General features: G+C 51.7%; 16 protein-coding genes. 3 read left to right on the plus strand and 13 right to left on the minus strand.

The window, feature by feature from the left end:
* Positions 1–79 precede the first annotated feature (79 nt).
* Positions 80–1,168 carry a tyrosine-type recombinase/integrase gene (locus AABM55_RS10290; protein ID WP_347929465.1) on the plus strand — a complete coding sequence of 363 codons (1,089 nt, stop codon included), beginning with the start codon at positions 80–82 and terminating at the stop codon, positions 1,166–1,168.
* Positions 1,169–1,206: 38 nt separating this feature from the next.
* On the opposite strand, the gene AABM55_RS10295 is transcribed toward AABM55_RS10290, so the two are convergent.
* The 13 genes from AABM55_RS10295 to AABM55_RS10355 form a co-directional block, all read right to left on the minus strand.
* Positions 1,207–1,569, minus strand: coding sequence for a BrnA antitoxin family protein (locus AABM55_RS10295; protein WP_347929466.1), 363 nt, complete (start codon positions 1,567–1,569; stop codon positions 1,207–1,209).
* Positions 1,570–1,572: 3 nt separating this feature from the next.
* Positions 1,573–1,851 (minus strand): BrnT family toxin, encoded by a 279-nt coding sequence (locus tag AABM55_RS10300; RefSeq protein ID WP_347929467.1) that lies wholly within the window; start codon positions 1,849–1,851, stop codon positions 1,573–1,575.
* A gap of 144 nt (positions 1,852–1,995) precedes the next feature.
* Positions 1,996–2,265 carry a pyocin activator PrtN family protein gene (locus tag AABM55_RS10305; protein ID WP_347929468.1) on the minus strand — a complete coding sequence of 90 codons (270 nt, stop codon included), beginning with the start codon at positions 2,263–2,265 and terminating at the stop codon, positions 1,996–1,998.
* Positions 2,262–2,558, minus strand: a complete 297-nt coding sequence (locus AABM55_RS10310; protein WP_347929469.1) for a hypothetical protein — start codon at positions 2,556–2,558, stop codon at positions 2,262–2,264. Before AABM55_RS10310 ends, AABM55_RS10305 begins: the two co-directional genes overlap by 4 nt.
* On the minus strand, positions 2,555–3,097 hold the full coding sequence (locus AABM55_RS10315; RefSeq protein WP_347929470.1) for a phosphohydrolase: 543 nt from the start codon (positions 3,095–3,097) through the stop codon (positions 2,555–2,557). The genes AABM55_RS10310 and AABM55_RS10315 overlap by 4 nt, the downstream gene beginning before the upstream one ends.
* Entirely contained in the window at positions 3,094–3,315 is a 222-nt protein-coding gene (locus tag AABM55_RS10320) for a hypothetical protein (protein WP_347929471.1), read from the minus strand. Before AABM55_RS10320 ends, AABM55_RS10315 begins: the two co-directional genes overlap by 4 nt.
* Complete coding sequence (locus tag AABM55_RS10325) at positions 3,312–3,728, minus strand: hypothetical protein (RefSeq protein WP_347929472.1); 417 nt, start codon at positions 3,726–3,728, stop codon at positions 3,312–3,314. The genes AABM55_RS10320 and AABM55_RS10325 overlap by 4 nt, the downstream gene beginning before the upstream one ends.
* A gap of 59 nt (positions 3,729–3,787) precedes the next feature.
* Positions 3,788–4,105: a pyocin activator PrtN family protein gene (locus AABM55_RS10330; RefSeq protein WP_347929473.1), complete on the minus strand. Its 318-nt coding sequence runs from the start codon at positions 4,103–4,105 to the stop codon at positions 3,788–3,790.
* Complete coding sequence (locus tag AABM55_RS10335) at positions 4,098–4,277, minus strand: hypothetical protein (RefSeq protein WP_262115759.1); 180 nt, start codon at positions 4,275–4,277, stop codon at positions 4,098–4,100. Before AABM55_RS10335 ends, AABM55_RS10330 begins: the two co-directional genes overlap by 8 nt.
* Positions 4,264–4,548 (minus strand): phage antirepressor KilAC domain-containing protein, encoded by a 285-nt coding sequence (locus tag AABM55_RS10340; RefSeq protein WP_347929474.1) that lies wholly within the window; start codon positions 4,546–4,548, stop codon positions 4,264–4,266. Before AABM55_RS10340 ends, AABM55_RS10335 begins: the two co-directional genes overlap by 14 nt.
* Positions 4,549–4,558: 10 nt before the next feature.
* A complete protein-coding gene (locus AABM55_RS10345; protein WP_347929475.1) occupies positions 4,559–5,149 on the minus strand; it encodes a hypothetical protein in 591 nt (196 codons plus the stop codon).
* Between the two features lie 270 nt (positions 5,150–5,419).
* The gene (locus tag AABM55_RS10350; protein ID WP_347929476.1) at positions 5,420–8,674 is read right to left on the minus strand and encodes a VPA1262 family protein; all 3,255 of its coding nucleotides are present in this window, start codon (positions 8,672–8,674) and stop codon (positions 5,420–5,422) included.
* A 132-nt stretch (positions 8,675–8,806) separates the two neighbouring features.
* The gene (locus AABM55_RS10355) at positions 8,807–9,538 is read right to left on the minus strand and encodes a S24 family peptidase (RefSeq protein ID WP_347930014.1); all 732 of its coding nucleotides are present in this window, start codon (positions 9,536–9,538) and stop codon (positions 8,807–8,809) included.
* 79 nt (positions 9,539–9,617) lie between these two features.
* Here AABM55_RS10355 and AABM55_RS10360 point away from each other — a divergent pair, with 79 nt between their 5' ends.
* Together AABM55_RS10360 and AABM55_RS10365 are read left to right on the plus strand one after the other, a co-directional pair.
* The gene (locus tag AABM55_RS10360; protein ID WP_347929477.1) at positions 9,618–9,878 is read left to right on the plus strand and encodes a hypothetical protein; all 261 of its coding nucleotides are present in this window, start codon (positions 9,618–9,620) and stop codon (positions 9,876–9,878) included.
* A 336-nt stretch (positions 9,879–10,214) separates the two neighbouring features.
* Positions 10,215–10,733 carry a phage regulatory CII family protein gene (locus AABM55_RS10365; protein ID WP_347929478.1) on the plus strand — a complete coding sequence of 173 codons (519 nt, stop codon included), beginning with the start codon at positions 10,215–10,217 and terminating at the stop codon, positions 10,731–10,733.
* Positions 10,734–10,741: the final 8 nt, after the last annotated feature.

The raw sequence follows: 10,741 nt of genomic DNA on the forward strand, positions 1-10,741 counted from the left end.
GTTTTTACCCATTTTCCCTTGTTTTTCGAAGTCGGTTGCTACAATGTAGCAAGCGAATTCAGCAATGTAGCAACTGGAAATGGGCACGATCACATCACGTAAACGCAAGGACAACTCGACGGCCTATACGGCGCAAATACGGATCAATCGGGATGGGAAGACAGTTTATCAGGAAAGCCAAACCTTCGACCGCAAGCAGGTCGCCCAGGCCTGGATCAAGCGACGTGAGACTGAACTGGCGCAGCCTGGTGCGATTGAGCGGGCGAACCGCAAGGGCGTCACGATCAAACAGATGATCGAACAGTACCTGGACGAATACGAAAAACTCCGGCCACTGGGCAAGACCAAGCGTGCCACGCTCACGGCAATTGGTGAGACCTGGTTGGGTGCGGTGAATGATTCATCACTCACCAGTCAGAATCTGGTTGAGTTCGCCCAATGGCGCATGGGTAAGGAGGGTGGCAGCGTGCAGGCGCAGACGGTCGGTAATGACCTTTCGCACTTGGGGGCAGTGCTGTCCATAGCTAAGCCTGCGTGGGGGTATGAGGTTGACCCGCATGCTATGCCTGACGCACGCAAGGTGCTGCGTAAGCTCGGCATGGTCAGCAAAAGCAAAGAGCGCAATCGCCGTCCGACGCTCGATGAGTTGGACAAGTTGATGGAGCACTTCTTCGAGATGCTGACGCGTCGCCCGGACTCGATCCACATGCCGAAGATAATCGCCTTCGCGATCTTCTCGACACGCCGTCAGGAGGAGATCACGCGGATTTTTTGGGAGGATCTCGACGAAACTCGGCAGGCTGTCTTGGTGCGGGACATGAAAAATCCTGGGCAGAAAATCGGCAACAATGTGTGGTGTCACCTGCCTGATGAGGCTTGGGCGATTATTCACTCCATGCCCAAGGGGGAAAAGGAGATCTTTCCCTACAACAGCAAATCAGTGTCGGCATCCTTTACGCGGGCGTGCCACTTCCTTGAGATTGAGGATCTGCATTTTCATGACTTGCGGCATGATGGGGTGAGTCGGTTGTTTGAGATGGATTGGGATATCCCGAGGGTGTCGAATGTTTCAGGGCATCGAGATTGGAACTCTATGCGCCGGTATACACATTTGCGAGGACGTGGTGACCCTTATGCTGGGTGGGCGTGGTTGAAGGCACTGAGTTGAGACAGTGCCTTGCGCCTGAGTAATCGGAGTTTCTCAGTTCATACTGATGCCTTGGCTTTGCTGGGTTTAGATGCATCCATCATTTTATGTAATTCTTCAGTCATAGCGGCTAGCTGTTTCTCTAGGTCCTTCACGTCGGACCGGGTAATGCCGTTTGCGTAGGGTCTGACTATTCGGGTCCGCTTTCGGGCTACTGGTGCCAGCTTGTGGGCAGTCTGAGTTACCAGGGTCTGACGCAATAGGTTGTTGATGACAGTTTGATATCCAGTGCCGGCACTTTCGGCGCACTCGCGAGCGGCCTCAATCACGTCGTCATCAAGCATGATGGTGATGCGGGTTTTGCCTTTGCTGCTCGCAACTGGGCCACGCTTGGCTGTGCTGAAATCGTATTCTTCTTTCATTGGTCAACCCTCCAGGTACTGACGCAGTTCATTTTTGGAGGCTTCTCGTGCGCTGATGATGCGAACGAAATCTGGCTCGCGGTAGGTGTAGGCAACGACGAGTACACGGCCGCAGGCGTCTTGCCCCATGATAATCCACCGCTTTTCATCATGATCATTGTCCTCACGCTCAAGGGCCATGTCGTCGTAAAACACGGGCTCGGCATCTGCCAGGCTCACCTTATGTTTCTTCTTGTTCGTGACGTTTTTCGCCTGGTCATACTGAATTCTGAATGTTGTCATTATGCATATTCTATATGTATAAAAAAGACCATGTGTTAACCCTTTTTCGTTTGGCTTGCAGTTAGGGTGGCTACGCCCAACCATACGATGAAATTTTTGTCCTTGCTCAAGGAGTTGAGAGTTGATTCGTATCTCTGCTGGAGGTTAGTCTTTGCGCCCCATCAGCTGCGCCTGCTCACGGGTAGCTTTCTCCCGCTGTCGGTCAATGTAGTCAGCTAGGTCTTTCAGGTGGATGCCGAGCCCCGCTTTTTGACTTCGTGCGCCCAGACGCACTATCGGGATGTCAATTTCGCCCGCCAGTTGCTTTTCCTTAAATCTCTGTACTGTCAGGTTCATGTAGTCGGCGCAAACGCGATCAAGTGGGATTACAGCTCTGCCTTCATATTGGGCCATAAGTAGAAAAAGCGTGTTCATGAGATCTCCCGGATTTGGATCATCATTAGCGGAGCTAGCAGCTCTGGAGATTTGGTTCGCGTATACCCCACAACAGGCTGCGCGGGCGGGCGATCCTGAGCGATTAGCGTTGCATCGGGTGTGGCTGCCTCGCGCAGCTTTTCGTGGGGTATAAGTGCCTCGGCAGTGGCGCTGATAGAAGCAGTAATGCCTGCTGCTGCGCAGCAGAGACTCTTTGTTTTTTGCGTGTCGACGTCGTTAGCGTTGCAGAGCAAAGCGGTCGATGTTTCGGTGGTGTGCAGATCTATCTTCATGCCGCTTTCCTCCGGTGTTCGATAGCGAGTTGGTCCATCAGGCGCTGGTGATAGGTGAGCCGGGCTTCGGTGGCGGACCATGGGCGGATGGTTTCGGCCATGGGGTCGATGCCGATCAGGCACTCCCAGATGGCCGAGTCGGTTGGCATCAGATCGCGGCGTTCGGTGGCCAGCGCTATCAGGTCGGCGTTGCAGACGGATGCCGGCAGATCGAGGTCGAGCAGGAATCGGTCGCAGATGCTTTCCCACACCCAGGACTCAACTGCCTGGAAGGCGGGCATGCTCTCCTTGATCGGTCGGACCATGTCGCCGACGTAGGCTTCGGTGGCGTCGTGGAGCAGGGCGGCCAGTTTGTGTTCGTCCGGCACCAGGTCGGCGACGATGCAGCTGTGCTGGGCCACGCTGTAGAACTCGCGGGTGTGGCCATTGAACCGGCACAGGTGCGCGAGCGAATGGGCAATGTCTCGCGGGTCGATCAGGTCGGGGCATGGGTCGGCTACGTCGAAGCGTTTGCCGGTGTGGGTGAGGATCTGAGTCATGCGACCTCCTTGACCAAGTCGGTCAGCAGCAGGGCGTTGCTGGTGTCCTTGTGCAATTGGCGCAGAGCGTCGTAACCGATCCATGCTTTCAGTTGCCGGTCGAACTCCTTGCTGTAGCGGGTCAGCTCGCGCAGTTCGCTGGCGGCTTTGGTGTGTTGCTGTTGAAGCACACCGGCCGCTTGCGGCGTCAGTCGTAGCATCGGGAGGGCGCGGTTCATGCTGCGCGCTCCTGGGCTACTGGCTCCAGCAGTGCGGCCATGCTGAGGGCTTTGTCGCGCAGCTCTAGGGCTTGTATAGCCTGGGATTTCGAACTCATGGCGCGGAAGGTATCAGCGGCGAGCTTCAGCTTTTCGGCGATGCACAGTAGGGTCTGGCGCTCATCGGCGCCGAATGTCTGACCGGTCCTGAGCTTTTTACAGAGCTGCGCAAGGTGCGTATGGTCGGCACGAAGGAACTGAAGGGACGCTTCAAGTTCGCGGATGGTCTTTGCGCTGGCTGCGTGCTCGATGTTCTTGCCTTCTTCGGCGCCTTCGAAACGACCATCAATCAAGCCGCCTCGGTAGCCGATCCAGTAGATAAGGGCGGCGCCGAGGATGATGCCGATCAGTGCGCAGATTTGAATTGCAGTCATGTGGTGTGCTCCTGGTGGTTTCGATTGGCTGGTGGTGGCAGCCGTTCGGGGTGGTGGTCTTACTCGGTGGGTTCGTCCTGCGGTCGCGGCATTTCTTCATCGGCCTTGTAGGCACGGATATCGATCAGTGAGGCGACATGCCGGATGTGTGCGTACTTCGGCGCCTTGCGGCTGGTGTCCAGCGTGGTGATGGGAAGCTGAATCCGTCCACTATTGATCTCGGCCACGAACGATTGCTCGTTGAGGTTGCGGAAGTACTGCTCACGCACCTTTTCCAGTGGGATCAGCACGTCGCCGAAGGTGCGGTAGAGCAGTTCGACGGTGGCTGATTCCGGTGCGGGTTGTAGCCGCAGCGGGGTTTGGCTTGCGTTACTCATTGGCTTGTTGAGCCTCCTTGCGTTGTGTTCTTGCCGGGTGATTCCAGGCGTTCAGGCAGTGGCGTTTGGTCAGCTCCCGCAGATGCTCCGGCACTTCGAGAAGCGCGGCGTTGCGCTCCTCGCGTGTGCGCATGGCGACGATCTGGCGGGCGTATTCCCTAGGCCACGTCACGGTCGTTTACCGGGATGGCGGGTAGTTCCAGCCCCAGTTGCACGGCCAGCCAGCGCATGCCAGGTTGTTTGACGCGGGTTGACTGGCTGTACTGCATGCCGGCGGTCTCGTGATACCAATTACCGTCCTTGACTCGCAGGAACTCACGGTCGCGGGATGGGTAAGTCGGCAGGTTTCGATCATTGAGCAGACCTTTTTCCCGCATGAGCTTGATCAGCTTGGGACGTGTGAGTCCGAGCTGGGCGGCTGCTTGGGCGAGTGTGCGTTCCATGGCATCCCCCTCAAGCTGCGTGCGCGGCAGGTGTTGCTGCCGCAGCCAGGTGGTTGATGGACTCGGCCACTTTCTCGTAGATCTCAATGTCGCTACCGCACACGGTGAAGCACTTGGTGCGCGGGCTTTTCACACCGATGCTCATGATGGCGGTGACACCAGAGCGGGTTTTGGTGCGATGCATAGCAACGTGAAGGGGCAGTTCAAAACCCATGTCGAGGCTCACGACACCGCCAGTACGCACCAGCTCGAACACCCGTTGTTTATGCTCGGTATCGAACCGTGCGTATTGGCGGTTGGCGTGTGGGATGTTCAGCAGGTCGGCGGTGTTGCTGGAATCGAAGGGGCCGTTGGCAATCTCTTCAATGAAGTCGGCCAGTTTGAGGTGCATCTTCTTTTCGTTCTGCAAGGTCAGGGTGTGGCGCTCGCTGCCCAGCTCGACAGTGAAGAGGGTGTCAGATTTGCTGCGTTCAACTTTTAGGCGGAACGCCAGGGCTTCGCGCTGTGGTGTCGACCGTAGCGTGTGATTGAAAGTCTCGCTCAGATTGACCTGGGCGTTGAGCAATTGCAGGGTGCGGTTGTCGAGTTTGAACTTGCTCATGCTGCCCTTCCTCCATCGTTTGGATCGAAGGGGGCAGGCATGGGCTCGCGTTGTGGTTTGGTTTTGGTGCCGATAAATGCGCAGCCGGAGTCGCGAGCTAAGCGGCGAATCTCAAAGACGCGGGACGGGTCAGTCGCCGCCGGATGGACGTGTAGGGTAGCTATGGTGTGCATGATTTTGCTTCACTCTGTGGTGGAGAGGAAGCATGAATATCAACCAGTGGTTGCTATATGTCAACCATTGGTTGATTTTTTGTGTCTTCAGATTGAGCTATTCCATAGGCGGATCTCGATCCTGAAGAAAAATCGAAAACTCTCCACCGGTATAATCCTGTTTTTTCCATTCATCTAGCGATCTTCTTGAGCTAATTTCCCACGCTCTTTTTATCGCGATGTCTAGTTTGTTCGAAAATAGGCTGTCATGTGGTAGGTAATACTCTGTCCACTTTAAATAACCATATATCCAAAAGCACGCTTTCAAATTGTTATCCCAAGAGGTCCAGTTGTTTGTGCTTGCTAAGGGTTTCTGGATTTTTTTATTTAGTTCTTCAAGTTTGCTTGTGAGTATTTCGAGTGATTGCGTCTGGTACTCGAGAGTGCACTTTGCATACAGTGAGGCTGCATAGTCTGTCGTTTCACCCTGGTGTTTTATGCTGAATAGGCTGGTTTTGCCGTCTGCTCGTTCGTTAATTAAACTCATTACTTCGTCTTGCCATACTTTTGATGCGTCGTTGTAGCTAATTCTATCGCTTTCAATCAGAGGGTTTAGTATGTTTTCTATAAGCCATGGATAGCTATAGCTCAATTGATGCATATGGCCGCGTAAATTATTTATTATTTCTCTTGTCTGGATAGTGGAAAGAGCGGTTGGATATTTGCTGAGAAGAAGCTCGACCGATTTTTCGAACGAGTGGGGCTCAGTGTCTTTACGGAAACTGTTGGTGCTGACGAGCCACCCTATAATGAGTTTTTGCTCGGATTGTTTTATTCGATTGGCAATGGAAAGGTGGATAGGTTTTTCGGAAATTACACTGTTTAGTCCGGTATATCCAAACCATCTAAGTAAGGCGGTGTCTCTCGATATAAGTTTTTTGATGCGGGTAACATTCAGAATCCCAATAGCGCAACTGAGGGATATTTCAGATAGTGCTTGTGTACAGATTGATCGCATAAGAAGTGCGTTGTAATGTCTGCTTTTAGATCCGGTGAGCTTATGGGAGAACTCTTCAATTAGATCCAAAAGCAGGTCGGGGCTTTTGTACCACAGTATCTTGATTGCATAGTAGTCTCCCCAGCCTAATGCGCGGTTTTTCATTGTCCGCGAGAAGTCATAGTTGCGAGCGTGCAATATCAAGCTTTCAATTGGCGTATTTAAATAGCTGCAAGTGTAAGACTCTTGAAGGTCTTCGCTCTCGGAGGGGGGGGCTTTGTCGGCTTGACGCTGGAGATGGGATTTTAACTTGTTTGTTAAATTTGTAGGGCTTGATAGATTCCTGTATTTTTCTCCTGCAGGGGTGTGTGCTAGAATGTTTGCCCCTACTTCCCAAAGTTCTGAAAATTTTGAATCCTCTGTGGTAGCCATGAACGCAAAGAAGAGTTTCGGGGAGTTGAATTTACTTATGTTTATTGTTTCTTCAGTTGTATACCCAAGCCTAGTCAGGGTTTCTAATAGGCTTTCATTGGTAAGGTTAGAGAAGATATTGTTACCGGTCCATGCCGAAATTGAGAGTCCCGCACTGGGTGTGCAAAGAAAACTAAGAGGTTCATATTTGGCTTGTATTGTGTTATTTTTTTTGCGGTCTTCAGAGTCGAATAATAGAGGGGCGGTTTGCGGGGCTGAGTAACAAGATGGATCTCTCAGTATTTCATGTACGTATTCTGATACTTTATAAAGTGTGTCAATAGGTATTGGGGTTACTAATAGTGGGTGTCTTGTGTTTGCATTCTGAAGAGAGTTTGAAAGATGGTATCCTTTTATAGCTTCTCCGCTCTCGTATATAAGAATGTATCTGTCGTGTAGGAAATCTTTAGGGAATCCATAAAGTCGGAATTTAACTGGTTGAGTTATTTTTGCTATCTGATCGTAGCACTGCTTGATTTTATCTATCCGCTCTTCAGATTTGCCTGCTTCGAACATGGTTAATACAATATATTCACTCCCTGTGCTGGATTTCGGCAGCAGAAGTGATACCCCGGCGTCCTCAAAGTAAGGGTCGAATATTATAATTTGATGCTCTTGATACTGGCCAAATATTTTGGTTATCCACTCTGAAAGCTCAAGTCTTCCTTCCCCGGTTCCATCTCTAAAGCGCTGAAAAAATTGTCCTTCTGAAGGTGCAGGGAACACCTCCTTTACTAATGAGCGTATTTTTCGATTAATCGAAACCCAAGGATCTGAAGGATTATTATTATAGGTGGTTACTGTTGCGCGGGATCCTTGGCTGACGGACTGTATAGCAGTTATGCGTTTGTCTTTTGGAGATATTTTTGTAGTGTTTGTTAACCAGTCGAGTTGGATTTTATTACCGGAAACTGTGCTGCTGCGTGTGAGTATCGTATTTGCCCTTAGATAGTGTGCGTCATAACTGCAGTATAGCTGGCTAGTATTCTCTTCTGTGTTGAGTACGTAGATGTCAAAGTGTAGTTGGTCGGTTATCTCATTAACATGTGAGGGTGGGGTGATTGTGAATTCAATGGTGCTGGATTTAGCGGTCTCGGTTTTTAATTCAGCATGTACCACTAGTTCGTCATTTATAAAGCGTATTGCTAGCGATACAGTTGTTGGTGGGATAATACCATTCAAATCGAGCTTGACCGTGAGTTGATCCGTTTCTCTATTCCACTCCGTCAGGAGGAGGTTTTGCTCAAATTTACCAAGAGTTGGAAAGACCAGTAGTTCTAGATCTCCTAGTCTTGAAGAGTCTTGGTGCTCGAATCTCATTCCTGTATCTTTGTTTAGTCGGTGTATAATGAATTGCGTTAACTCTGGACTGAAGGAGGTATTTAGATTGAAAATGGTTGTCCTGCTTTCAGGGGAAAGCGCCGCACTGAAAGCAGAGGCTGCTCCATGGGGGCTCTTCATTTGTTCATTATAGTTACTTTCTCGCATTGCAAGAAAAGTGACTGGTCTAGAGTTTATTTTGCTGGGGAGTCTAAAGTCACCTACTCTTTCTTCCAGTTTGTCATTGGAGTTGATAGATAGTTCTGAAGTTATGGTGCTGATGTTTTTGTTTGAAGTAAGGCCTTCGATAACTTTCTTTAGTGTGGGAGGTGTGCAGTATAAAGATAAGGTAAGTATTTGTGCTGGTGTGCCATCGATTGATTTAAAGTTGTCTTTTTTAGGGATGTTCCATTCGTGGCTGGAATGATTGAATGGTAACGCTCTTCCGTATAGCAGGGTTGTAGTGGTTGTTGAATCTTTTTTGGTCTGAAGTAACCAAAGTTGTAATGCGCAGTACGAGCTGGATTTATCGCTAAATAATGCTGTCAGACGTTTGTCGTTAATTAACATGCTGGGCGTTATCATGGATTTCCTTGTCTGTTTGATATGCTGGCTTGTCCTGCTTGCTATATAAAAGCCCTCTTGGATGAAGGCTTTCGAAGGGGGTGTGCTTTATTAGATTTTGAGACTTAATTGCAGGTTGTTTGGTTTTTTGTTCTATTCAGGGATGAATGAGCCAACTACTTTTCCACAAATATGCGTCTCTTCCGTAATATCAATGATTGGATACTGCGGATTGATTGGTCGCAAAAACTGCCGTCCAGCATCCTCGACCAGAATCTTGAACGTAGCCTCATTGGTACGCGGAACTCTAGCGATCACTCGGTCACCCGTCTTGGTCTCTGCCTCAGGATCTACAAAGATAATGCAGCCCGTTGGGTAGCTACGGCCTGGCCCTGGGTTCGTCATTGAGTCTCCAAGGACTTTCAGTGCGTATCCATGGTTACTGATAGGAACAGGGCAGGAAATCCATGAGTCGGGATCATATGCCTCAAAGTTCGAGATCGCTTCGCACCAAGCTCCTGCTTGGACCCAAGAAATCAACGGAACCCTACCAAAGCGCTGTGTTACTTCGCTAACGTTGCTATCTTCACCAACGGTCAGTTGGCGAACATTGCTTTCACCGGTCTGTTCTTTAGGCAGCACACCGTACTCCAACCACTCTCGGCGTACCTTCAGCCAGGAGCAGAGCACAACCATACTGTCAGCTTCGGCCATGGCTTCGCCATTCAGCCACTTGCTGACGGCCTGCGTGGTCTTATCAACCCCCAAGCTCTTCAACTGACGATGGATGTCCACGCCACGACCCCGGCTGCGTACGCCGGCATCGTCGAGGGCTTCGTGTAGGCGCGAGCTGAAAGCGGCGCGTAGTGCATTTTTATCAACCATAGGTTGAGAGTGCCACGGAGCTTGCGCAATAGTCAGTTGATGTTTAATATCAACTCCGAGTTGATAAATGGAGGTTGCCATGTTGGACCCCGCAGATTTTCCGAACGCCATCGCGTTCGCGTTTGAGGCAGTAGGCGGCATCGGGGCCGCCGCGAAGGTGTGCGACAGGAGTTATCAGGCGTTGAACAAGTGGCGCCTTGCAGCCAGCCTGCCGCGAACCGACTACACCGGTGAAACCAAATACGCAGTTCTTTTGGCGTCGGCTGCAAAGCAGAAGGGCAACTCGTTTGAGTCCGCCTGGTTGCTGAATGCATCTGCGCCGCAGAAAGTTGCTGCATAGCATAGCCAGAAAAAAGGCGGCCCAAGGGCCGCCCAATTCCTCCCGGCACGCACCACCACAGCGCTGTCGGGTCGCAGTAAAGGTAGGCGGGCACACCACATGCGAACCGCCAATCTTTACCGCGCTTTCCAAGGCACGGATGCCTTGGTGTTGCTGCCTTCTCCACCACAGATTGGGCAGCTGTTGCGCCAGAGGTGAACGACGGATCGTTCGCCTCTGCACGGTGCCGGTGTCGATCCTGAAGATCTAGCCGGCGTTTGGGCCCTTTCAAGCCACGCGGCAAATGTATCACCACTGCATGTCGCGCGGCACTGGCAACTTACAAGGATTAATGCCATGAGCCGAATCGCTCTGAGTTGCGTTGATCGAGCACAGCGGGAAATCCTGCCGCTCGACTTGGCGCTTTACCATGCTGCTCGGGACTATCCCGGCGGCGCCGCTGCAATCGCCGCCACCACCGGCCGCAATCCCACCACGCTGCAACACAAACTCTCACCTACGCACCCTAGTCACACGGTCAACATTCAGGAGTTCGGAGAGATCCTGGAGCTGACAAAGGATCGCCGCATCCTTGATGCCGTGCATGCCTTGGTCGGTGACACGATCTGGCAGGAGTTGGCTGAGGCGTACACCAATGACATGCCTGAAACCTTGACCACTGGCATTGCTGAGTATTTTCGGCAGGTGGCGGATTTAGCTGACACATGGGCAAAGAGCATCGGCGACGGCGTGGTGACGGACCACGAGCTGGCCGCGATTCGCCTGCAGGTGTTTCGCGGCATTCAGGGGCTGTTGGGGATGTTCAACCGCGCCAAGTACGTCAACCAGACAGCGCGGGGTGCAGATCGTGGCTGATTGGGCGG

This window comes from Pseudomonas helvetica, assembly GCF_039908645.1.
Classification (GTDB): domain Bacteria; phylum Pseudomonadota; class Gammaproteobacteria; order Pseudomonadales; family Pseudomonadaceae; genus Aquipseudomonas; species Aquipseudomonas helvetica.

Bases quoted from the DNA above. Each gene is read 5' to 3' on its own strand.
- AABM55_RS10290 (WP_347929465.1), top strand. From the start codon at position 80: ATGGGCACGATCACATCACGTAAACGCAAGGACAACTCGACGGCCTAT.
- AABM55_RS10295 (WP_347929466.1), bottom strand. From the start codon at position 1,569: ATGAAAGAAGAATACGATTTCAGCACAGCCAAGCGTGGCCCAGTTGCG.
- AABM55_RS10300 (WP_347929467.1), bottom strand. From the start codon at position 1,851: ATGACAACATTCAGAATTCAGTATGACCAGGCGAAAAACGTCACGAAC.
- AABM55_RS10305 (WP_347929468.1), bottom strand. From the start codon at position 2,265: ATGAACACGCTTTTTCTACTTATGGCCCAATATGAAGGCAGAGCTGTA.
- AABM55_RS10310 (WP_347929469.1), bottom strand. From the start codon at position 2,558: ATGAAGATAGATCTGCACACCACCGAAACATCGACCGCTTTGCTCTGC.
- AABM55_RS10315 (WP_347929470.1), bottom strand. From the start codon at position 3,097: ATGACTCAGATCCTCACCCACACCGGCAAACGCTTCGACGTAGCCGAC.
- AABM55_RS10320 (WP_347929471.1), bottom strand. From the start codon at position 3,315: ATGAACCGCGCCCTCCCGATGCTACGACTGACGCCGCAAGCGGCCGGT.
- AABM55_RS10325 (WP_347929472.1), bottom strand. From the start codon at position 3,728: ATGACTGCAATTCAAATCTGCGCACTGATCGGCATCATCCTCGGCGCC.
- AABM55_RS10330 (WP_347929473.1), bottom strand. From the start codon at position 4,105: ATGAGTAACGCAAGCCAAACCCCGCTGCGGCTACAACCCGCACCGGAA.
- AABM55_RS10340 (WP_347929474.1), bottom strand. From the start codon at position 4,548: ATGGAACGCACACTCGCCCAAGCAGCCGCCCAGCTCGGACTCACACGT.
- AABM55_RS10345 (WP_347929475.1), bottom strand. From the start codon at position 5,149: ATGAGCAAGTTCAAACTCGACAACCGCACCCTGCAATTGCTCAACGCC.
- AABM55_RS10350 (WP_347929476.1), bottom strand. From the start codon at position 8,674: ATGATAACGCCCAGCATGTTAATTAACGACAAACGTCTGACAGCATTA.
- AABM55_RS10355 (WP_347930014.1), bottom strand. From the start codon at position 9,538: ATGGTTGATAAAAATGCACTACGCGCCGCTTTCAGCTCGCGCCTACAC.
- AABM55_RS10360 (WP_347929477.1), top strand. From the start codon at position 9,618: ATGTTGGACCCCGCAGATTTTCCGAACGCCATCGCGTTCGCGTTTGAG.
- AABM55_RS10365 (WP_347929478.1), top strand. From the start codon at position 10,215: ATGAGCCGAATCGCTCTGAGTTGCGTTGATCGAGCACAGCGGGAAATC.